The organism is Pseudomonas sp. HY13-MNA-CIBAN-0226 (assembly GCF_040310305.1).
In the GTDB taxonomy this organism is placed as follows: domain Bacteria; phylum Pseudomonadota; class Gammaproteobacteria; order Pseudomonadales; family Pseudomonadaceae; genus Aquipseudomonas; species Aquipseudomonas gregormendelii.
This window is the reverse complement of the sequence record NZ_JBEOPS010000018.1, coordinates 119062-141212: the sequence shown is the minus strand read 5'-3', so window position 1 is coordinate 141212 and position 22151 is coordinate 119062. Positions and strand designations below refer to the sequence as shown.

General features: G+C 60.7%; 20 protein-coding genes and 1 pseudogene. 12 read left to right on the top strand and 9 right to left on the bottom strand.

Annotated features, from left to right (window positions below; translation table 11 throughout):
• Positions 1 to 17: 17 nt before the first annotated feature.
• Together AAEZ05_RS20285 and ypfJ are read right to left on the bottom strand one after the other, a co-directional pair.
• A complete protein-coding gene (locus tag AAEZ05_RS20285) occupies positions 18 to 977 on the bottom strand; it encodes a lipoprotein (protein WP_045062052.1) in 960 nt (319 codons plus the stop codon).
• A complete protein-coding gene (ypfJ, locus tag AAEZ05_RS20280; protein ID WP_045062051.1) occupies positions 978 to 1871 on the bottom strand; it encodes a KPN_02809 family neutral zinc metallopeptidase in 894 nt (297 codons plus the stop codon).
• A 171-nt stretch (positions 1872 to 2042) separates the two neighbouring features.
• On the opposite strand from ypfJ, the gene AAEZ05_RS20275 reads away from it, so the two are divergent.
• Positions 2043 to 2822 (top strand): IclR family transcriptional regulator, encoded by a 780-nt coding sequence (locus tag AAEZ05_RS20275; RefSeq protein ID WP_045062050.1) that lies wholly within the window; start codon positions 2043 to 2045, stop codon positions 2820 to 2822.
• Between the two features lie 141 nt (positions 2823 to 2963).
• Positions 2964 to 3848 (top strand): DMT family transporter, encoded by an 885-nt coding sequence (locus AAEZ05_RS20270; protein ID WP_045062049.1) that lies wholly within the window; start codon positions 2964 to 2966, stop codon positions 3846 to 3848.
• Between the two features lie 42 nt (positions 3849 to 3890).
• On the opposite strand, the gene AAEZ05_RS20265 is transcribed toward AAEZ05_RS20270, so the two are convergent.
• Positions 3891 to 5192, bottom strand: a complete 1302-nt coding sequence (locus AAEZ05_RS20265) for an MFS transporter (protein WP_225569618.1) — start codon at positions 5190 to 5192, stop codon at positions 3891 to 3893.
• A gap of 418 nt (positions 5193 to 5610) precedes the next feature.
• Between AAEZ05_RS20265 and quiC the strand changes: the two genes are divergently transcribed.
• Both quiC and AAEZ05_RS20255 read left to right on the top strand, forming a co-directional pair.
• Complete coding sequence (gene quiC, locus AAEZ05_RS20260) at positions 5611 to 7512, top strand: 3-dehydroshikimate dehydratase QuiC (RefSeq protein ID WP_045062047.1); 1902 nt, start codon at positions 5611 to 5613, stop codon at positions 7510 to 7512.
• 101 nt (positions 7513 to 7613) lie between these two features.
• Positions 7614 to 8291: a TetR/AcrR family transcriptional regulator gene (locus AAEZ05_RS20255; RefSeq protein ID WP_045062046.1), complete on the top strand. Its 678-nt coding sequence runs from the start codon at positions 7614 to 7616 to the stop codon at positions 8289 to 8291.
• A 49-nt stretch (positions 8292 to 8340) separates the two neighbouring features.
• On the opposite strand, the gene AAEZ05_RS20250 is transcribed toward AAEZ05_RS20255, so the two are convergent.
• From AAEZ05_RS20250 to AAEZ05_RS20240, 3 genes are all read right to left on the bottom strand, one after another.
• Positions 8341 to 9195 (bottom strand): shikimate dehydrogenase, encoded by an 855-nt coding sequence (locus AAEZ05_RS20250; protein WP_045062045.1) that lies wholly within the window; start codon positions 9193 to 9195, stop codon positions 8341 to 8343.
• 5 nt (positions 9196 to 9200) lie between these two features.
• Positions 9201 to 9641, bottom strand: a complete 441-nt coding sequence (aroQ, locus tag AAEZ05_RS20245) for a type II 3-dehydroquinate dehydratase (protein WP_045062044.1) — start codon at positions 9639 to 9641, stop codon at positions 9201 to 9203.
• Between the two features lie 133 nt (positions 9642 to 9774).
• Entirely contained in the window at positions 9775 to 10686 is a 912-nt protein-coding gene (locus tag AAEZ05_RS20240; RefSeq protein WP_045062043.1) for a LysR family transcriptional regulator, read from the bottom strand.
• 218 nt (positions 10687 to 10904) lie between these two features.
• Between AAEZ05_RS20240 and AAEZ05_RS20235 the strand changes: the two are divergent.
• Positions 10905 to 11012 (top strand): annotated as a pseudogene (locus AAEZ05_RS20235) (DUF4160 domain-containing protein); the annotation flags it as partial.
• A 2-nt stretch (positions 11013 to 11014) separates the two neighbouring features.
• Positions 11015 to 11461, top strand: a complete 447-nt coding sequence (locus tag AAEZ05_RS20230) for a DUF2442 domain-containing protein (protein WP_350648557.1) — start codon at positions 11015 to 11017, stop codon at positions 11459 to 11461.
• Positions 11462 to 11515: 54 nt separating this feature from the next.
• Here the strand turns inward: AAEZ05_RS20230 and trmA are convergent, their stop codons facing one another.
• Positions 11516 to 12595, bottom strand: a complete 1080-nt coding sequence (trmA, locus tag AAEZ05_RS20225; RefSeq protein WP_045062041.1) for a tRNA (uridine(54)-C5)-methyltransferase TrmA — start codon at positions 12593 to 12595, stop codon at positions 11516 to 11518.
• The gene (locus tag AAEZ05_RS20220; protein WP_350648555.1) at positions 12592 to 13887 is read right to left on the bottom strand and encodes an NCS2 family permease; all 1296 of its coding nucleotides are present in this window, start codon (positions 13885 to 13887) and stop codon (positions 12592 to 12594) included. Before AAEZ05_RS20220 ends, trmA begins: the two co-directional genes overlap by 4 nt.
• A 222-nt stretch (positions 13888 to 14109) precedes the next feature.
• On the opposite strand from AAEZ05_RS20220, the gene AAEZ05_RS20215 reads away from it, so the two are divergent.
• The 5 genes from AAEZ05_RS20215 to AAEZ05_RS20195 all read left to right on the top strand — a co-directional run bounded on the left by AAEZ05_RS20215 (position 14110) and on the right by AAEZ05_RS20195 (position 18998).
• On the top strand, positions 14110 to 14556 hold the full coding sequence (locus AAEZ05_RS20215) for a DUF4879 domain-containing protein (protein ID WP_350648553.1): 447 nt from the start codon (positions 14110 to 14112) through the stop codon (positions 14554 to 14556).
• 66 nt (positions 14557 to 14622) lie between these two features.
• A complete protein-coding gene (locus AAEZ05_RS20210) occupies positions 14623 to 15174 on the top strand; it encodes a DJ-1 family glyoxalase III (RefSeq protein ID WP_045062039.1) in 552 nt (183 codons plus the stop codon).
• A gap of 106 nt (positions 15175 to 15280) precedes the next feature.
• Positions 15281 to 15814, top strand: a complete 534-nt coding sequence (locus AAEZ05_RS20205; protein WP_350648551.1) for a (2Fe-2S)-binding protein — start codon at positions 15281 to 15283, stop codon at positions 15812 to 15814.
• A complete protein-coding gene (locus tag AAEZ05_RS20200; protein WP_350648549.1) occupies positions 15811 to 16797 on the top strand; it encodes an FAD binding domain-containing protein in 987 nt (328 codons plus the stop codon). Before AAEZ05_RS20205 ends, AAEZ05_RS20200 begins: the two co-directional genes overlap by 4 nt.
• Entirely contained in the window at positions 16797 to 18998 is a 2202-nt protein-coding gene (locus AAEZ05_RS20195) for a xanthine dehydrogenase family protein molybdopterin-binding subunit (protein ID WP_350648547.1), read from the top strand. The genes AAEZ05_RS20200 and AAEZ05_RS20195 overlap by 1 nt, the downstream gene beginning before the upstream one ends.
• Here the strand turns inward: AAEZ05_RS20195 and AAEZ05_RS20190 are convergent.
• The gene (locus AAEZ05_RS20190; protein WP_205893071.1) at positions 18995 to 20233 is read right to left on the bottom strand and encodes an MFS transporter; all 1239 of its coding nucleotides are present in this window, start codon (positions 20231 to 20233) and stop codon (positions 18995 to 18997) included. The genes AAEZ05_RS20195 and AAEZ05_RS20190 overlap by 4 nt on opposite strands.
• Before the next feature lie 482 nt (positions 20234 to 20715).
• Between AAEZ05_RS20190 and AAEZ05_RS20185 the strand changes: the two genes are divergently transcribed.
• The gene (locus tag AAEZ05_RS20185; protein ID WP_045059322.1) at positions 20716 to 22149 is read left to right on the top strand and encodes a cytochrome ubiquinol oxidase subunit I; all 1434 of its coding nucleotides are present in this window, start codon (positions 20716 to 20718) and stop codon (positions 22147 to 22149) included.
• The last annotated feature ends 2 nt before the right edge of the window (positions 22150 to 22151 follow it).

Below are 22151 nucleotides of genomic sequence, written 5' to 3'. Positions count from 1 at the left end.
TCGCCGCACTGCAAATGCTACTGACCAAAGAGCGCTTTGCGCCCCTCAGGCGAGGTAAACATCCCATCCCCATCATGCCCGACGCCGGGCACTTCGATCAGTTGCTGATTCAAACCCTGGGGATGGTCGCGCTTCAAATACTCAAAATAACTGCGCCCGCGCGCCAAACGATTCGCACCCTGGGCTTTGGCTTCGCAGCTTTTATCCAGGGCTGGATGATTCGGATCGATATCCTGCTGGCCCAGCAAGTAAATGACATCGCGTTTGACGTAACTGGCCTTTAGCGTCGCGGGCGTCTGGCCCTCGGCATACGCGGGCAGATCCGCCAGCCCGTATTTCCAGCGATTGTAATCCGCACAGCCGGCGTGGCTGAACGCCACCGGACGACGTTCATCGAAATAGGCGTAGGAAGACGGGTTGGCAATCACATAACGCACCCGAACTCCGGCGGCGTCGAGTTCCGGCTGATCATGACCCAGCAGCGCATAACGCTGGACCACCTGAGCCCCGCCAGAGTGTCCGGCGATCACCACTTCCTTGAGCGCCGGAAACTGTTGCCGGTCAGCGAACCGGCCAATGATCTGGTCCATTGCCCCGTACGAACTGAGGGCAAAAGGCGCCGTGGACAATCCACCGGCCATCCATTCATTGCCTTGCCAACGCAAAACCGTGTCGGCCAATGGATGTAGCGCGACGTCGGATTCATTGAGAAATTGCGGGGCGATCACCAACGTGGTCGACGCCTGTCCCGCTTGCTCGGCCGCGTGTTCAGCGGTTTTGCGGTAAGTTTCGGCGTTGCGTAGCCGGCCATGGACGATGATCAGCACGCGCTCGATGGTCGCCGGTGCCGGGCCGATACCGACTGCCATTTCGCCTTCCTTCAACAACAGGCGACCGGGGCTGATGTCTCGCACACCGTGGTCGGCAGCCTGGGAACTGGTGCAGGTGATCAACAGGACCAGCCACCACTTGTTCATCTACAGGTTTTTCGCGGCGAAGGTGTCGCACTGGCTGATCTGGCCCTGGGCGAACCCGGTTTTGAACCAGCGTACCCGTTGCGCCGAAGTGCCATGGGTGAACGAGTCCGGAACCACGCGACCCTGGCCGCGCTGTTGCAGGCGGTCGTCGCCAATGGCGTTGGCCGCATTCAAGGCTTCTTCGATGTCGCCGGGTTCGAGCCAGTTCAGCCTTTGCTGGGCATTATTGGCCCACACGCCGGCCAGGCAATCGGCCTGAAGTTCCTGGCGTACCAGCAAACCGCCATCGCCTTCCATTTGCCGCCCTTGCTGGCGAGCAGCCTGTATTTTTGCCGAGACGCCGAGCAGGGTCTGCACATGGTGGCCAACTTCGTGAGCGATCACATAGGCCTGCGCAAAGTCACCGGCTGCGGAAAAACGCTGCGACATTTCCTGGAAGAAGCTGGTGTCCAGGTAGACCTTCTGATCCGCCGGGCAATAGAACGGCCCGGTGGCCGAGGTGGCCATCCCGCAGGCAGAGTTGACCCTGCCGCTGAACATCACCAGGGTCGGATCCTTGTACTGCCGGCCGGCCTGCTGAAAAATCTGGCCCCAGGTGTCTTCGGTATCGCCGAGAATCGAGCGTACAAATTCGGCGCCTTCGTCATTGGCCGGTGGCGCCTTGCGGCTCTGGTTGGTGGCGGGTGCCGACTGTTCGCTCATCTGCCCGGTCAATTGCCCGAGAATCTGCAGTGGGTCCTGGCCGGTGATCCAGCCTATGCCGACAATCAGGATGATCGCCGTCAGGCTCAGCCCTTTGCCGCCACCGAAGCGCATCCCACCGCCACCACCGCCCACGTCATCTCCACGGGCGTCGACCACATTGTCGCTGCGCCGGCCTTTTTTCCATAGCATGGGTGAGCCCTCTTTCCTTAATCTGATGAAGATGCGTGGTGATGAGTGTTGCTGGTGTGCAGGAGCCGCGCCAGTCCGGTCGTCTGACAGCTCCGGGCAGAACCGGTTCCAGATTTCGCATTCGCAGCATTGTCTTTTAGAATCGATAAAACCTTTCTCGTGGAACCTCTCATGGCCGGCAGTCAGATCGAACGCGTTTTCAGCGTGCTGGAAACCCTTACCGGTGAACCCAAGGGCGTACCGATGCAGGTATTGGCCGAACAGCTGGGAATTCCCAAGAGTGCCACCCACCGTTTGCTGACCGAGCTGATCCGCCTGGGTTATGTGCGGCAGAATCCGGATAACCTGCGCTATCACTTATCGACCAGGCTGGTCGCCATGGGCTTTCGCTACCTGTCTCGCAGCGGCGGCGATATCGTCCAGCCGGTACTCGATCGACTGGCCGAGGAAACGGGCGAACTGGTTCGCCTGGGTGTGATCTCGGGGGAGCGACTGACCTGGATCGCCAAATCCCAGGGCGCTCGTTCCGGCTTGCGTTATGACCCCGACATGGGGCGCGATGCCCCACTGTTCTATACCGCCTCGGGGCATGCGTGGCTGGCGAGCCTGTCCGATGCCGAAGCCCTGGCGCTGGTCGAGCGCCAGGGCGGCGACACATTGCCAGCACCCGGGCCGAACGCGCCGCGTTCGAACATTGAACTGCTGGAGCGTCTGCGCCAGGGACGCGAACAGGGTTATGCCTGGGTAGAGGAGAGTTCGGGGGTGGGGACCTCGGCCATTGCCGCAGTGGTGCGCCATCCGCTGGATGCGCGGGTGATAGGCGTGCTGAGTCTTGCCGGCCCCAGCGCTCGGTTGCCAGGTGCGCGGTTGCACGATCTGGCGCCGCTGCTGTTGCAGTTCACCGAAGAGCTGTCGGCGGCCAGCCAGGCGTCGGAGTTTTTCAACGGTTGATTGTTCCAGGCGAGCGCAATGGCCGTAATGGAAAAACTGTACGCTGTTCGCACGCTTTCTCGGCCTGTTAGTTTGAAAAAATGGAACAAGGTTCTAGAATATTGATCCATTGGCTTGTTATTCCTTTCAGAGAGCATCGCCTTGACGTCACGTATCAGCACTCCGCTCTCCGGCGTCAACCAACCCTTCAAGGGCATCTTGCTGATCGTTGTCGCGACCTTCCTGTTTTCCAGTCACGACGCGTTGTCAAAATACCTGTCGGGTTTCTATCCAATCGTCATGGTGGTGTGGGCCCGTTATATGGTGCACACCTTGTTGATGGCGGGGATCTTCCTGCCGCAGTCGGGCTTGCGCGTGCTGCGTACCAAACGCCCGCTGCTGCAGCTGGTCAGGGCCTTGTGCCTGCTCGGCACCAGTCTGTTTTTTACCACCGGCCTGCAGTACATCCCCCTGGCGGAAGCTACGGCAGTCAACTTTCTGGCCCCGGTGCTGGTCACGGCACTGTCGGTGCCACTGCTGCGCGAGCACGTGACCCGCGGCCAGTGGATCGCGGTGATCTGCGGATTCATCGGCGTGTTGATCATCGTTCACCCGGGTGGTGAGCTGTTCACGCCGGCGGTGCTGCTGCCCTTGTGCTCGGCGCTGTTTTTCTGTTTTTACCAGTTGTTGACCCGCAAGCTCAGCGAGATCGACAGCCCGACCACCAGCAACTTCTTCGCCGGTTTGTGCAACACCCTGGTGATGAGCGCGCTGGTACCGTTTTTCTGGCAGGTACCGACCCTGGGTCACGGGTTGCTCATGGTGGCGCTGGGGGCTTGCGGGATGACCGCGCACTTGTTCCTGACCCAGGCATTCCGCTACGCGGCCCCGGCGTTGCTGGCGCCTTTCGGTTATTGCCAGATCGTCTTCGCCGGGTTGCTGGGCTGGCTGCTGTTCTCCCACACACCGACCCTGACCACGATCATCGGGATTGCGGTGATCTGTTGCAGCGGGTTGGCAGCGGTGTGGCAACAGAGTCGCCGCTAGAGAGCGTGGGCAGGCCTGGAATCAGGCCTGCCGCGGGAGATTTCAGTCGATAACGGAAGGGATCTTGCGCGGCGCCATGAAGTACATCCAGATCAGCGCGATGAAGTACATCGCCGGAATCATGGTGAACAGTACGGTGTAGTTGTTGTTGGTGATGGTCAGGATATGGCCAACCAGCTGGGTCATGAACATCCCGCCAATCGCGGCGCACATGCCGCCGAAACCGAACACGGTACTCATCATGTGCTTGGGCGTGTAGTCCATCACCAGGCTCCAGATATTCGCCGTCCAGGCCTGGTGCGCGCCGATGGCCAGCGAGATCGCGGCTACGGCAACCCACAAACTGCTGGAACCTGCCGCCATGACCACGCCGACGATGCAGCAGGCAAACAGGAACATGGACATCAGTCGCGCCTTGATCGGATTGATCCCGCGGCCAATCAGGAACGAAGACAGGATCCCGCCGCCGACGCTACCGAAGTCAGCCGTCACATAGATGATGATCAGCGGGATGCCCATCTGGGTCACGTTGATCCCCAGGTTGTATTGCTGGTTAAGGAACGGTGGCAGCCAGTACAGGTAGAACCAGAACACCGGCGCAGTCATCGAGTAAGCGAGGGCGAAGGCCCATGTGCCGCGCATGCGCAGGATTTTCGAGAAGGGCACGCGGGTTTGTTCCGGCTCGACCTCCTGCTGGATGTAGTCCAGTTCCGATTGTCTGACGCTTGGATGATCTTCCGGGTTGAAGTACTTCAAACCCCAGAACAACAACCAGATCCCGCCCAGTGCCGACATGCACAGGAATGCGGCCTGCCAGCCCCACACGTGCAGAATCAGCGGCAGCAGCATCGGGGTGAACATCGCGCCGACGTTGGTCCCGGCATTGAAGATCCCGGTGGCCACGGCGCGTTCGCCGGCGGGAAACCACAGCCGGGTGGTCTTGACGCAGGCCGGATAGTTGGCGGCTTCGGTTAGCCCGAGGATGAACCTGCAGACCATGAAGCCGACCGCCGAAGTGGCCAGGCCATGCGCGCCGGTCGCCAGGCTCCACAACAGGACGGCGCAGAAGAACACCCGTTTTACGCCGACCCGATCAATCAACCGGCCCTGCAGGACAAAGCCGATGGCGTAGCCGACCTGGAACCAGAAGTTGATGTTGGCGTAATCCATCGCCGTCCAGCTCATCTCCTTGGCCAGGATCGGCTGCATGACGCCCAGTGCGGCGCGGTCGATATAGTTCAGCGTTGTAGCGAAAAACACCAGTGCCAGCATGCCCCAGCGGGTCTTGCCGACTGCCATGGCGCCTCGAACCTTGTCGCCAATGCCACCGGTGGCAGGAATCATGGAGGAACGCTCCACGGAAGAGCTTTGAGAAGGAGTCATTTAAGCCACCGATTATTTTTATGTGGTGTTTTGAATCTATGTTCATCGGGCCGACCTGTGACCGCACCCAATGTGGAGTCGATGTTGGGCAGTGGACGAAAAATCGTCAATTCGCCAAGCGGCATTTTGTTCGATAATCGCACATAAAACTAACCGGATAGTACACTTTGAATTGCTGTGCGAGACTGCCAGCCTAATAATTCCCCTCAACAGAAATGTACGGTCTCCCTGTAGGAGCTGCCGAGTGAAACGAGGCTGCGATCTTTTGACTTTGTTTTGATCGCCAGATCAAAAGATCGCAGCCTCGTTTCACTCGACAGCTCCTACGCTGGGAGCATGCAATACCCCCAATAAGATCTCCACCACCGGGAGTCGAAAGATGCAGCGTTCCATTGCCACCGTGTCCTTGAGCGGTACCCTGCCGGAAAAACTCGAAGCCATTGCCGCCGCCGGCTTTGACGGGGTGGAGATTTTCGAGAACGACCTTCTCTACTACGACGGCAGTCCGCGGGAAATTAAACAGATGTGTGCCGATCTCGGCATCGCCATCACACTGTTCCAGCCTTTTCGCGACTTCGAAGGATGCCGCCGCGACCGCCTGCCGCGTAACCTGGAGCGTGCCGAGCGCAAGTTCGACCTGATGCAGGAACTGGGTACCGACCTGGTGCTGGTGTGCAGCAACGCCTCGGCCGACTCCCTGGGTGATGAACAGATTCTGGTCGACGACTTGCGCCTGCTGGCCGAGCGCGCAGGTGCCCGAGGCCTGCGCATCGGCTACGAAGCGCTCGCCTGGGGACGGCACGTCAACACCTGGCAGCAGGTCTGGAACATTGTGCGTCAGGCCGATCATCCGAGTCTCGGCGTGCTGCTTGACAGCTTCCACACCTTGTCACTCAAGGGTGATCCTGCGGCGATCGCGCAGATTCCCGGCGACAAGATCTTCTTTGTGCAGATGGCCGACGCGCCGATCCTGGCCATGGATGTGCTGGAATGGAGCCGGCACTTCCGTTGCTTCCCAGGCCAGGGTGAATTCGATCTTCCCGGCTTCCTCGCACCGATCATCAAGAGCGGTTACACCGGGCCACTTTCGCTGGAAATTTTCAACGACGGCTTCCGCGCCGCGCCACCTCGGGCCAACGCCGCCGATGGCCTGCGCTCGCTGCTGTATCTTGAAGAGAAAACCCGCGAGCGCCTCGCGCAGGAGGCCAAGCCGGTGGCCAGCCCTGAAATTTTGTTCGAAACGCCCAAGGCCAGCGAGTACAACGGCATCGAATTTCTCGAATTCGCGGTGGACGAAAGCCTTGGCGCCAAGCTTTCCCATTGGCTGGAGCGGCTGGGCTTCGTCAAGGCCGGGCAGCATCGCTCCAAGAGCGTGAGCCTGTTGCGTCAAGGCGACATCAACCTGATCCTCAACTCCGAGCCTTACTCCTTCGCCCACAGTTTTTTCGAAGCCCACGGCCCTTCGCTGTGCGCCACCGCCGTGCGGGTGAAAGACAGCGGCAGTGCCCTGGCTCGCGCGGTCGCCTACAAGGGCCAGCCCTATCGTGGGCTGGTAGGCCCCAACGAGCTTGAACTGGCCGCAGTGCGCGCGCCGGATGGCAGCCTGATCTATCTGGTCGACCAGCATGCCGACGTCTATGGCACCGACTTCCACCTGCAACCGGTCGCCCAGGCGAGCGGCGGGCTCAAGCGTATCGACCATATGGCCATGGCGCTGCCGGCTGACAGCCTCGACAGCTGGGTGCTGTTCTACAAGAGCCTGCTGGATTTTGAAGCGGACGACGAAGTGGTGCTGCCCGATCCTTATGGCCTGGTGAAAAGCCGGGCATTGCGCAGCCGCGACAGCTCGATCCGTCTGCCGCTCAATATCTCCGAGAACCGCAACACCGCGATCTCCCACGCTTTGTCGAGTTATCGCGGTTCCGGTGTGCATCACATCGCGTTTGACTGCGATGATATTTTTGCTGAGGTCAGTCGTGCGAAAGAGGCCGGGGTGCCGCTGCTGGATATTCCGCTCAACTATTACGATGACCTGGCTGCGCGCTTCGATTTCGACGACGAATTCCTCAGCGAACTGGCGTACTTCAACGTGCTGTACGACCGTGATGCCCAGGGTGGCGAGCTGTTTCACGTGTACACCGAGCCGTTTGAAGGGCGATTTTTCTTCGAGATCATCCAGCGCAAGAACGGCTATGCCGGATACGGCGCGGCCAACGTCGCCGTGCGTTTGGCTGCCATGGCCAAGTCGCGCAGCGGGGCCGTGCGTCAGGCAAAGTTGTAGGAAATTGGTAAGCCCCAGTGCAAACCCATGCCGTGCGGCTTCCTTCGCCGTGCGGCGCGGCCCATAATCGCCGCCTGTGCAGTGATGGCCGTGAGCCCGCGATGACAATAACTTCAGAACTCTCCGCAGCGCCTGACAAATCCCTTGCCGAGCCGCGCAAGAGCCGAAAGAACAACCCGGAAAAGACCCGCGAGAACATTCTTCAAGAGGCCATTGTCGAGTTCGTGCAGCAGGGGCTTTCCGGCGCGCGGGTCGATGCGATCGCCGAGCGCATCCACACCTCCAAGCGCATGATCTATTACTACTTCGGGAGTAAGGAACAGCTCTACGTCGAGGTGCTGGAAAAGTTGTACGGCGACATCCGCAGCACTGAAAACCGCCTGCACCTGACCGAACTGCCCCCGGTGGAAGCGATCCGGCGCCTGGTGGAGTTCACGTTCGACCACCATGACCGCAACGTCGATTTCGTGCGCATCGTGAGCATCGAGAACATTCACAACGCCGAATACGTGAAGCGCTCCGATGCGATCAAGACCATGAACAACACGGTGCTCGATTCACTGGGCGTCATTCTGCGCCGTGGTGCCGAGGAGGGCGTGTTCCGTGCGGGTCTCGACCCGCTGGACGTGCATCTGCTGATGAGTTCGTTCTGCTTCTACCGAGTGTCGAACCGCCATACTTTCGGCGAGATTTTCCAGATCGACCTGCCGGATGAAGGCATCAAGCAGCGCCATCGGGAAATGATCTGCGAGTCGGTCCTGCGCTACCTCAAGGCATGAACCCAGGATCGCAGCCTCTGCCGAACGCTGCGATCTGTTCTTCCTGTGTTTACCCGACCATCCCCTGGAAATGCGCCAGCATCCGCTGCGCATCGGGCGCCACGCCACTGAACAGCTCAAACGCCTTCACCGCCTGAAACACCGCCATGTTGCCGCCGTCCAGGGTCCGGCATCCCAGGGCGCGGGCCTGGCGCAGCAGTTCAGTCTCCAGCGGGAAGTAGACGATCTCCGCCACCCACAATTCCCGGCGCAGCAATTCCACCGGCACCGGCGTGCCCGGCAGTTTTTTCATGCCCATGGGCGTGGTGTTCACCAGGCCGTCGGCCAAGGCGAGGGCGCCAGGTAAATCTTGCCCGGCAACCGCGCGGCCAGCACCGAAATGCTGGTTGAGATTATCTGCCAGCGCTTGGGCGCGACGGATCTCCACATCAAAAATGCTCAGCAGCTGTGCGCCTTCGCTCAGCAGCGCGTGGGCCACCGCCGCACCGGCTCCGCCAGCACCCATCTGCACCACGCGTGCCACGCCAACGTCCGGCAAGCCGCGGCGAAAACCTTCGGCAAATCCCAGGCAGTCGGTGTTATGGCCGATGCGTTTACCTTCCTTCAGCACTACGGTGTTTACCGCGCCAATTCCCCGGGCTTCCGGCGACAGTTCGTCAAGCAGGGGAATGATGGTTTGCTTGCAGGGGAAGGTAATGTTCAGCCCCGTGAAGTTCATGCGCTCGGCGGCCAGCAGCAGGTCGGGCAGGGCGCCGCTGTCGAGTTGCAACTGGTCGAGATCGATCAGGCGATAGAGGTAGCGCAAGCCCTGGGCATCGCCCTCCTGTTCGTGCAGCGCCGGAGTGCGCGACGCCTGGATGCCAGCGCCGATCAGGCCGGCCAGTACCACGTTATGCGGGTCCATGGTGCTCACCCTTTCAACTGCTGGCGAAAGTGCTCCAGTGCCAGGCGATAACCATGGCTGCCGAAACCGGCCATCACCGCCATGGCCACCGCAGAGACGAACGAGTGGTGACGAAAGGGTTCACGGGCATGAACGTTGGACAGATGAACCTCGATCACTGGCAATTCACTGGCTACCAGGGCATCACGGATCGCGACCGAGGTATGGGTCCAGGCTGCCGGATTGATCACGATGCCTGCGCAGCGCCCGCGGGCGGCGTGAATCCAGTCCAGCAGTTCACCTTCATGATTGGTCTGGCGGAATTCCACTCGCAGTCCGAATTCTTCTGCGGCGCGACCGCACAGCGCGGAAATGTCCGCCAGGGTTTCATGGCCATAGGTGGCCGGTTCGCGGGTGCCGAGCAGATTCAGGTTTGGGCCGTTAAGCACCAGGACGATAGGGTCCATGGGTATCTCCACTTATTATTGTTGGCGTTGGCCGATGGTCTCAGCCTGTGGAGATAAAATGTACTAGATGGTTAATGTGGTCAATTGACGAGGTGCGCCCGTTAGCATTTGTGTGCGGTGATCGGACGACTTTTCATCGCGGCAGCTGCTCCACCAGGAAATCGATGAACGCCCGCAGCCGCAGTGGTACATGGCGGCTCTGGGGATAGAGCAGGGTAAACGGCCTTGAACGTCCACCGTAGGGTTTGAGCACTTCCACCAGCGAGCCGTCGGCCAACTCCTTTTCAACGATAAAGCGATAAGTCTGAAACAACCCCGCGCCGTGTTTTGCCAGGGTCACGCCGCCCAGCACGTCGTCGGAGCAACTGAGATTGCCTTGGGCCAGAAGCTCGACAGGCGTGCCACCGTCATTGAACAACCAGGCAATGCGCCGGCCGCTGCTGGGTAATTCGTACTGAATGCATTCGTGCCGTGACAGGTCGTCCAGGGTCTGCGGCACGCCCGCCTGCTTGAGGTAGTCGGGGCTGGCAATCATCACCAGGGCGGCATCTTCAAGTGGTCGGGCGATCAGGCCGGAGTCCGGGATGGCCCGCACGCGAATCGCCATGTCATAACCTTCTCCTACGAAATCGATATTGCGGTTACTGATGTGCACTTGCACCTTCACATCGGGAAAGCGCGCCCTGAAGGCTGGCAGTAACGGCAGGATGCGGTGATGGCCATACGTGGTGGGAATGCTGATGCGCAACGTGCCTGAAGGTTGCTGCTGCTGGCCCATGACCTCGCGCTGCGCCTCAACAAGCTGTGCCAGCGCCTGGCGACATTCTTCGTAGTAGCGCCGGCCGCTGTCGGTGAGCTTGACGCTACGAGTGGTACGCGCGAACAACCGCACCCCAAGGCGCTCTTCCATGCGCGACACCGAGCGACTCACCGCCGCCGGCGTCACCCCCGCCACCAGCGCCGCCGCGGTAAAACTGCCAGCCTCGGCAGCCAGGCAAAACAGCTCAATGCTGCCCAACTGGAGATCGTCAAAGAGTCGCTGCATGGTTAATTACACCGTGGATCAAGTGAAGCTGATTCTGTACCGATCATGCTGGGGGGTGAAAGGATTGCTTACTTATTAGCGTGCCTTTCCCCAGGCTTGCGGCGAGCTCAGGCGCTAGCCTGAGGGGTAGGATTTCGATTCGGCTCGCCGCGCCGATCGTCGAATTTTACGAGGATAGGATCAGGATATTGATCCAATAACCTAACGGATGGGTTAGTATGAATGTATGTCGCTACAAGGGACTTTCACTGGTGATTATGCTGCGCGATGAACACTGCCCTCCGCATGCACATGTGAATGCCGGGATCTGGAGCGTGGAGATCGAACTTTGAAAACGATAAAAGCAAAAACACTGGTGGATCAGCCAGTGACCGAGGCAGCACTGGACGAGGCGATCGAGCGTGGGCAGTTGAGGCAACAAAACGGCCTTCAGGCAATTGCGGTCACCCACGAGGCATCGCGTCTGACCGTGAGTTTCGAAGACGGTAGCGGCGTGTTGCTGCCCGTGAAGCTCTACGCTGAGTTCGATGATTTCTGCGCCGAGGACTTTGCAGCTTTGACTGTCGGGTTTTCGGGGACCGCCCTGTGTCATGAGGGCAAGGACCTGCAGGTGTCGATTGCCGGGATGATCTCTGCCAGCAAACCGTTGATGGCCATGGCCGCTTCCGTCGCAGCTTCGCGCAATGGCCGGCAAAGCAGCGCCGCGAAGTCTGCTGCAGCTCGGGCCAATGGCAAGAAAGGCGGGCGCCCGCGCAAAGTGGATGCGGTGCTTTAGGCGCGCACAAAAAAGCCGTCAGGACGACGGCTTGTTTGATGTTGGCTGTTGAACTCAGCGCCGGGTCAGCATGACGCCGGATTCCATGTGATGGGTCCATGGGAACTGGTCGAACATTGCGCAACGGGTGATGCGGTGCGTGTCGTGCAACTGGGCGATGTTGGCTGCCAGGGTTTCCGGGTTGCAGGAAATGTACAGAATGTTGTCGAAACGCCGAGTCAGTTCGCAGGTGTCCGGGTCCATGCCGGCGCGCGGCGGGTCGACGAAGACACTGCCAAATTCGTAACTCTTGAGGTCGATGCCTTGCAGGCGACGGAATGGCCGCACTTCGTTCAAGGCTTCGGTCAGTTCTTCGGCAGACAGGCGGACCAGGGTGACGTTATCCACCGCGTTTTCGCTGAGATTGCTCAGTGCCGCATTGACTGAAGACTTGCTGATTTCGGTCGCCAGAGCCTTGCGCACGCGGGTCGCGAGGGGCAGGGTGAAGTTGCCGTTGCCGCAATACAGTTCGAGCAAATCGTCCGGGCGATCGCCCAGGGATTCATACGCCCAGTTGAGCATCTTCTGGTTCACGGTGCCGTTGGGCTGGGTGAATGCGCCTTCGGGCTGGCGGTAGCTGAAGGTGCGACCGCCCACTTCGAGCTTCTCCACCACGTAATCGCGACCGATGACTTCGCGCTTACCCTTTGAGCGGCCAATCACACTCACATTCAGGTCGGCTGCCAATTTCGACGCGGCGGCTTGCCAGTGCTCGTCCAGCGGACGGTGGTAACACAGAGTGATCATCGCGTCGCCGGCCAGGGTGGTCAAAAACTCCACCTGGAACAACTTGTTACTCAAGGGCGCGCTGGCTTGCCAGGCGGCTTTAAGTTGCGGCATCAGTTGATTGATGCGCAGGCTGGCGATCGGGAAGGCTTCGATCAGGATCGGCGTGCGTTTGTCTTCCGGGGAAAACATGGCGTAATGACGTTCGCCGGCTTCGCGCCACAAGCGAAACTCGGCACGCAGCCGGAAGTTCTGCAGCGGCGAGTCGAACACGGTCGGTTCAGGTGCATCGAACGGGGCCAGCAGGTCACGCAGGCGTGTGACCTTGTCTTCGAGCTGAGCAGCGTAGGCCTGGGAATCAAAAGTCATGCGTTGAACCAACCCAACTTGATCACGAACAGAATCGACAGAATCACCAGCGCCGGATTGAGCTCACGGGCGCGGCCGGACAGCAACTTGATCGCGGTCCAGGAGATGAAACCGAAGGCGATGCCGTTGGCGATGGAATAAGTGAACGGCATGGCCAGGGTGGTCACCACGACCGGTGCCGCTACGGTGATGTCGTCCCAGTCTATTTCGGCCAGGCCGGATGTCATCAGCACTGCGACGAACAGCAGTGCCGGAGCGGTTGCGAACGCCGGAACGCTGGCGGCCAGTGGCGAGAAGAACAGCGCCAGCAGGAACAGGATCGCCACCACCACGGCCGTCAGGCCAGTACGGCCACCAGCACTCACACCGGCTGCGGATTCGATGTAGCTGGTGGTCGTCGAGGTGCCCAGCAGCGAACCGGCCATGGCCGCGGTGCTGTCGGCGATGAGCGCACGGCCCATCTTCGGCATGTGGCCGTCTTTGCCCATCAGGCCGGCGCGCTTGGCGACGCCGATCAGGGTGCCGGAGTTGTCGAACAGATCGACGAACAGGAAGGCGAAAATAACGCTGACCAGACCGATGTCCAGTGCGCCCTTGATATCCAGTTGCAGGAAGGTTGGCGCCAGGGATGGCGGCATCGACATCACGCCACCAAAGGGCGTGAACCCCAAGGCGATGGAGGCGATGGTGACCATCAGGATGCCGATCAGCACCGCGCCACGGATTTTCAGGGCTTCGAGGGCGACGATCAGGGCAAAGCCCAGGGTCGCGAGAATCGGTGCCGGCTGCTTCAGGTCGCCAAGGCCGACCATGGTCGCCGGGTTACTGACCACGATGCCGGCGTTATGCAGGGCAATCAACGCCAGGAACAGGCCGATGCCGGCGGCAATGGCTGAACGCAGTGGCAACGGGATGCTGTTGATGATCCATTCGCGGATCCGGAAGATCGACAGCAGGAAGAACAGCACCGCCGAGATGAATACCGCGCCCAACGCCACTTGCCAGGTGTGGCCCATGTGCAGCACGACGGTATAGGTGAAGAAGGCATTCAGGCCCATGCCCGGTGCCAGCGCGATCGGATAGTTGGCGATCAGGCCCATCACGGTGGAGCCGATGGCTGCTGCCAGGCAGGTCGCAACGAACACCGCGCCCTTGTCCATGCCTGTCTCGCCGAGAATGCTCGGGTTGACGAACAGGATGTAGGCCATGGCCAGGAAGGTCGTGATACCCGCAAGAATCTCGGTCCGCACGTTGGTGTTGTGTGCCTTGAGTTGAAACAGCCTTTCCAGCATGTCTGCTCCCCGTGGCGCGCCGGGCGCCGTGAATGTATCGACCTCAACAGCAAAGCACAGACCGTGAAAGGGGCCCGTTAATTTTCTGTGGGTCGGAAAAAGCCGCGCATCATACCAGCAGTGTGGGGCTGTGGCTGCTTATGGCTGCGATCGTCGTCGATGTTTTGCGTTCAGGCCAAGTGCGCCATACTGCGCGCCGGCATTCGGGACAATGGGACTTGCATGAACAGGCGTCTGGCGGGGGTATTCGCGATGGTCATCGCCTCTTTGGCGGGGGGGCAGGCGGTGTGGGCTGCTTCGGCGCCGGCGCTGAGCCAGGTCAAGGTGGTCAAGGTCGAGTCGCCGGCCTGTGGCTTTGAAGACATTGCACCCGGCCAGGAACAGACCCGCTGTAATCACAGCGGGCCGAGCATCAAGGTGTATGTGCTGGAAGTCGGCTACGGACGCGCGGTGCGGGTCGGTCTGGACGGGTTCGATCTCAACGGTACCCGTACGCCGGTCTGCGCCTTTGATAACGGCAACCTGACAGAATGCACCGTCGGCAGGAAAACCGTAGGCTACCTCTACGTCTTCGATCTGGCGGGCAAGCAGGAGGGAACGTTCACCTTCAGCAACACCTCAATCAACGCGCCGGGCAATACCCTGGCGACGCAGCTTTACATCAAGTAACCGCCCGCCCAGACAGCAGGCGCGAAAGCTGACTACGCTCTAAAGATCTTTCAGTGGATGTCGCCCATGACCTTTAGAACCCTGATTACCCTCGCCGAGGGCATCGATGATCTGCAAGCAGTGACGTTGGTCGATGTGCTGCGCCGCGCCAAGGTGGAAGTGGTGGTGGCCAGTATCGAGGGCCGGCGCATGCTGACCTGTGCCCGTGGTACCCGCTTGACCGCCGATGCCATGCTGGTGGATTTGCTCGCGCAGCCCTTCGACCTCATCGCACTGCCCGGCGGCGCGGTGGGCGCGCAGCATCTGGCAGCCCATCAGCCCCTGCAACAACTGATCAAGGATCAGGCGGCCGCCGGTCGCCTGTTCGCCGCTATTGCCGAGTCTCCGGCGCTGGCGCTGCAAAATGCGGGGGTGTTGCGACAGCGCCGTATGACCTGCCTGCCCTCAGCCAGCCATCAATTGTCGGGCTGCAATTTTGTCGATCAGCCGGTGGTGGTCGACGGTAACTGCATCACCGCCCAAGGGTCGGGCGCGGCGCTGGCATTTGCCTTGGCCCTGGTGGAACAGCTCTGTGGCAAGGCGACACGCACGGCGGTGGCGGCAGAATTGCTGGTTTGACACCGCAGATCAATCCCCTTGAACGCTGTTCGCCACGCGAAGTCGTACCCCTTATGACGGCGGTTTGCCAAAACGCCGCGACTAGACGACCAATCGTGAGGTGTATATGAGCGCAACCAATGACGACGCCACGCCAGCGTCATATGCCCGCCATCCACTGGGTTTGACGCTCAATGGCCAGGCGCGTCATCTTGAGGTCCTGCCCTGGACCACCTTGCTGGATCTGCTGCGGGAACAACTGGACCTGATCGGCACGAAAAAAGGCTGTGACCACGGCCAATGCGGTGCCTGCACCGTATTGCTCAACGGCAAGCGGGTGAATGCCTGCCTGACGTTGGCAGTGATGTGCGACGGTGCCGAGTTGACCACTATCGAAGGCCTTGCCGAGGGTGAACAGTTGCATCCGATGCAACAGGCGTTCATCAAGCACGATGCCTTCCAGTGCGGGTATTGCACGCCAGGGCAGATCTGCTCTGCCGTCGGGCTGGCCAACGAAGGACGGGCCAACAGCCAGGCAGACATCAAGGAGTTGATGAGCGGCAACCTGTGCCGCTGCGGCGCCTACAGTAATATTCGCGATGCCATCGAAGAGGCGCTTCCTGTCTGCCGCGCCAACGCCGGGCAAGGGGGTGGCCAATGAATCCCTTCCAGTACAGCAAGCCTGAATCGGTGCAGGACGCGGTGCATCTCGCCGGTCCCGCATCCCGCTTCATTGCCGGCGGCACCAACCTGCTGGACCTGATGAAGGAAAACGTCACTCGTCCCGAGCACCTGATCGACATCACCGGCCTGCCACTGCGCGAAGTACGCGAAACGGCTGGAGGCGGGCTGATGATTGGCGCGCTGGTCAGCAATGCCGACCTGGCCTGGCACCCGTTGATCGAACAACGTTACCCGCTGTTGTCCCAGGCGATACTGGCCGGGGCATCGCCGCAGTTGCGCAACATGGCCAGCACGGGTGGCAACTTGCTGCAGCGCACGCGCTGTTATTACTTCTACGATGCCAGCGTGCCGTGCAATAAGCGCGAACCCGGCAGCGGCTGTCCGGCGCGGGACGGGTTGAACCGTATCCATGCGATCTTCGGTGCCAGCGCCCAGTGCGTCGCTACACACCCGTCGGATATGTGCGTGGCATTGGCGGCACTGGAAGCCGTGGTGCATGTGCAGGGTCGTGGCGGGCCGCGCACGATCGAATTTGCCGACTTCCACCGCCTGCCAGGCGATGCGCCCGAGCGCGACAATCAACTGGCCGACGATGAATTGATCACGAGCATTGAACTGCCTGCCACCGGATTCGCCGAGTGCAGCCATTACCTCAAGATTCGCGACCGCGCCTCCTATGCTTTTGCCCTGGTTTCGGTGGCCGCTGCGCTGGAGCTGGACGGGCCGGTCATTCGTCAGGCACGCCTGGTGCTGGGCGGCGTGGCGCACAAGCCGTGGCGCGACAAGTCGGTGGAAAACGCCCTGGTGGGCAAGACCGTCAGCCGCGAAACCTTCACCGCTGCCGCCGATACGCTGCTGCGAAACGCCGAACCGCTTGAGCACAACGCTTTCAAAGTCAAACTGGCGCGCCGGGCGATTGTCCGTGCGCTGAGCGACGCCGCGCTGGGAGGGCAAGCTTGATGAATACTTTCACTCAACCGATGGGCCAGCCGCTGGACCGGGTCGATGGCCACCTCAAGGTCACCGGCCAGGCACGGTATGCCGGGGAGTTTCCCGAGCAGGGCCTGCTGCATGGGAGCGTGGTCTCGAGCCCTGTCGCTTGCGGGCGCGTACTGACGATTGATGCCTCGGCAGCCCTGGCATTGCCCGGCGTCGTTGCCGTGATCGATCATACGAACCGCCCCCAAATAGCCAGCTATGACAAGGATTATGAGGACGCGGACTCCGCCGAAGGCTCACCGTTTCGTCCACTCTACAACGATCAAATCCTCTACAGCGGTCAGCCGCTCGCGCTGGTGATAGCCGACAATCTGGAACTGGCGCGACATGCCGGTTCGCTGGTGCGGATCGAATATGAAAGCGCGGGCCATCAAACCGATCTGCTGTCGATGCAGGGTGAAGCTCATCCTGCGCCCGCCGAGTTGCCCAAGCCCCGCGGGAATTTCCAGGCGGAGTTCGCTGGTGCGGCTCTGAGTCTCGACCTGCACTACAGCACGCCGATAGAGCATCACAACCCGATGGAGCCGCACGCCAGTACCGTGCTCTATCAGGCCGATGGCGCCCTGCACATTCACGACAAGACCCAGGGGCCGCAGAACTGTCAGTCCTATGTGCAAAAAGTCTTTGGCCTGGAAAAAGAGCAGGTGCGGATTTTCGCCGCCTTTGTCGGTGGTGCCTTTGGTTCGGGCTTGCGTCCGCAATACCAATTGCCACTCGCTGTGATGGCCGCGCTCAAACTCAAGCGTTCGGTACGCGTGACCCTGACTCGCCAGCAGATGTTCACCTTTGGCTACCGGCCTCGCACCTTGCAGCGCCTGCAACTGGGTGCTGCGGCTAACGGCCGTTTGTTGGCCGTGGGGCACACTGCAATCGGCCAGACCTCGCGCTTTGAAGACTTCACCGAGCACGTGGTGGAGTGGAGCGGCATGCTTTATCACTGCGACAACGTGCAGCTGACTTACAAGCTGGTGCCACTGGATGTCTTCACGCCGCTGGACATGCGCGCCCCAGGCGCGGCACTCGGCCTGATCGGCCTGGAGTGCGCCATGGACGAGCTGGCCTGCGCCCTGGCGATCGACCCGGTGCAGCTGCGGTTGATCAACTATGCAGAGCGCAACCAGAACGAAGATAAGCCGTACTCGAGCAAGGAGCTGCGTGCCTGCTACGAGCAGGGTGCCGAACGCTTCGGCTGGAACCAGCGCAACCCCGAACCGCGCAGCATGCGTCACGATCGGCAGTTGGTCGGCTGGGGCATGGCCGGGGGTGTCTGGGAAGCCATGCAACAGAAAGCCAGCGCCAAGGCCAGTATCGACCACAACGGCAAGCTGACCGTCAGCAGCGCAACCACTGACATCGGCACCGGGACCTACACCGTCATGACTCAGATCGCCGCCCAGGCCTCAGGTGTTGCGGTGCAGGACGTCACCTTTGTGCTCGGTGACTCTTCACTGCCCACCGCGCCACTGCAGGGCGGCTCCTTTACCGTTTCCTCGGTCGGCACAGCGGTTCAGCAGGCGTGCGCGGCACTGCAGGAAAAACTGCTGGCAGTTGCCCGGCAGACCCATCCGGCATTCGCTGCCGTCACTTCTGAACAGGCCGTGTTCGAAGCCGGGCAGTTGCGTTATGGGGAGTCGCGCACCTCCCTGGCCGAGCTGGTGCGCAGCAGCGGCGAAGCGACCCTGGAGGTCCAGGTGGATGCCGAGCCCGACAAGAAGCGCGAAGCGTACGCCACGGCCACGCATTCGGCGGTGTTCGTCGAAGTATTGGTCGATGAAGACCTGGGCACCGTGAAGGTCAATCGCGTGGTCAGTGCCATCGCCGCCGGCCGGGTGGTGAACCCGAAAATGGCCCGCAGCCAGATCCTCGGCGGCGTGGTCTGGGGGATCGGCATGGCGCTGCACGAGGAAGCCCAGACTGATCATGCATTGGGTCGGCACATGAACCACAGCCTCGCCGAATACCACATTCCGGTGAATGCCGACATCGGTGACATCGACGTACTGTTCGTCGAAGAGCACGACGAGATCGTCAATGCCCTGGGTTCCAAGGGCGTGGGGGAAATCGGCATCGTGGGTGTCGCGGCAGCGGTGGCCAACGCGATTTACCATGCCACGGGCAAAAGGGTGCGCGACTTCCCCATCACCCTCGACAAGCTGCTCTAAACCCTGGCCTCTTGCGCCGGTACATGCATGCGGTCGCGGTTGGCCAGGGTCGGGAACAGTTTGATCCAGACCCCGGTCACCACCAGCGTACCGATTCCGCCCATGACCACGGCGGGAACGGTGCCGAACCAGTGAGCTGTGAGGCCGGATTCGAACTCGCCCAACTGATTCGAAGCGCCGATGAACAACCCGTTCACGGCGCTCACCCGGCCGCGCATTTCGTCAGGGGTTTCAAGCTGTACGAAGGAAGCGCGGATGACCATGCTGATCATGTCCGCTGCGCCGAGCACCACCAGTACAGCCAGGGAAAACCAGAATGAGGTCGACAGGCCGAAGGCTATGGTGGCGACGCCAAACACGCCCACCGCCGTGAACATCACCCGGCCAACCTGGCGATCCACGGAAAACCGTGCGAGCCACAGCGACATCAGCAGCGCGCCCACCGCCGGCGCAGAGCGCAACAGGCCCAAGCCCCAGGGCCCGGTCAGCAGGATGTCCTTGGCAAATACCGGTAGCAGGGCGGTCGCACCTCCAAGCAGCACGGCAAACAGATCCAGGGAAATCGCCCCGAGGATGTCCGGTCGACTGCGAATGAAACGAATACCCGCCAATAACGAGTCGAGTGTCGCCTTGCCCTTGTTCAGTGGAGTCTGCCGGGCCGGCAGGTTGAGCATCAGGGCGCAGGCAATGATGTACAGGATGACCGTGGGGCCATAGACCCAGACGCTGCCGAACGCGTACAGCAAGCCGCCCAGCGCGGGAGCGACGATGGTTGCCGATTGCTGCGCCGACTGGGCGGCGGCCACCGCGCGGGGAAACAGCGCGCTGGGCACGATGCTTGGCAGCAGCGCCTGGGTCGTGGGCATTTCGAAGGAGCGGGCGGCGCCCAGCAGGAACGCCAGGATGAAGATCATTTCCCGGGTGACATGCCCGGTCGCACTGCTGATCGCCAGCGCCAGGGCGATCAATGCCTGCAACGACTGACAGAGTGCGGCCACCTTGCGCCGGTCGTAGCGATCGGCGACGTGCCCGGTGTGCAACATGAACAGCACCCGCGGGGCGAACTCCACCAGGCCCACGAGGCCGAGGTCAAGTACGTTGCCGGTGAGCTGGTAGAGATTCCAGCCGATGGCCACGGTCAGCATCTGGAAGCCGCTGGCGGTGAAGATCCGGGCCAGCCAGAACGCGATGAACGGGCGATGGTGACGTAACAGCAAGGGCGGTTGGCTGGGCATCTGGCGGCGTATCTTGAACGGGGATAACGTCGAGACTACCACCAACCTGTAACCAGAAGTTGCAGGCCCGGAAAATTAGTTAGCTAGACACCAATCGCTCAGGCAGTCCCATTCATGTGGGAGCGAGCCTGCTCGCGATGACTGCGTGTCAGTAGAAGACAAAGTGACCTGGCTAACCGCTATCGCGAGCAGGCTCACTCCCGCCACGAATGTGTTACGGCTGATTGCCATGCCTGTGAGGCAACCTGTCACGCGGCAAAAGACCACACCGGTTACCTGCAAAAATGGGACTACTCTTTCAATCATGCTTGATCCAGATCAAAACCTTTCGTGGAGATGATCCGGCGGCCAATTGGCCAGACTCCCTACGTGTGATGCAGGTAAAAAAAGAACGAATTTGAATTCGCCACACTCCATATCCGTGGGGGCAGTGGGTGCAGGCCGCAGGCCTTCAGCCGGAATTACCTGACAGAGGAAGACTTATGTTCGGTTTGGAGGCGCTTGATCTCGCCCGAATTCAGTTCGCGTTCACCATTTCATTCCACATTCTGTTCCCGGCCATCACCATCGGCCTGGCGAGTTACCTGGCGGTGCTTGAAGGCTTGTGGCTGAAAACCAAAAACGACACTTACCGCGATCTGTACCACTTCTGGTCGAAGATCTTTGCCGTCAACTTCGGTATGGGCGTGGTCTCCGGGCTGGTCATGGCTTATCAGTTCGGCACCAACTGGAGTCGTTTCTCGGACTTCGCCGGTGCCGTGACGGGCCCGTTGCTGACGTACGAAGTGCTCACCGCCTTCTTTCTGGAAGCCGGCTTCCTCGGGGTCATGCTGTTCGGCTGGAACAAGGTCGGACGCAACCTGCACTTCTTTTCAACGGTGATGGTGGCCATTGGCACGCTGATCTCAACGTTCTGGATCCTCGCATCCAACAGCTGGATGCAGACCCCCCAGGGCTTTGAAATCATCAACGGCCAGGTGATTCCCACTGACTGGTTTGCGGTCATCTTCAACCCGTCATTCCCGTACCGCCTGGCGCACATGGCAACGGCAGCGTTCGTCGCGACGGCGTTTTTCGTCGGTTCCTCGGCTGCCTGGCACTTGCTGCGGGGCAAGGACAACCCGGCTATTCGCACCATGCTGTCGATGGCCATGTGGATGGCGTTGATCGTTGCGCCCATCCAGGCCGTGATCGGCGATTTCCATGGCCTGAATACGCTCAAGCACCAGCCGGCGAAAATTGCGGCAATTGAAGGTCACTGGGAAAACCATGGCGATGAACCGACCCCGCTGATCCTGTTCGGCTGGCCGGACATGAAAGCTGAAAAAACCAAATATGCGGTCGAAATCCCCTATCTGGGCAGCCTGATCCTCACCCATTCGCTGGACAAACAGGTCCCGGCGCTCAAGGATTTTCCGCCTGAAGATCGGCCCAATTCAACCATCGTGTTCTGGTCGTTCCGGATCATGGTCGGCCTGGGTTTCCTGATGATCTTCACCGGTTTGTGGAGCCTGTGGCTGCGCAAGCGCGACAGGCTGTACACCTCGCGTCCGTTCCTCTATCTGGCACTGTGGATGGGGCCTTCGGGTCTGGTCGCGATCCTTGCGGGTTGGTTTACCACGGAAATCGGCCGCCAGCCTTGGGTGGTCTACGGATTGATGCGCACGGCGGATGCTTCCTCAAACCACAGCTTCATGCAGATGAGCATTACCCTGATCATGTTCGTCGTGGTGTATTTCGCCCTGTTCGGTGCCGGCCTTGGCTACATGATGCGCCTGGTGCGCAAAGGGCCGAAGATCGACGAAGGCAAGGAAACCAACGACGGTGGTCCTGGCAAGCAGCGCACCCCGGCGCGTCCGCTGTCGGCAGCTGACGACAGTGCCGACAACGACCACAGCCTGACCAAGGAGATTTGAGT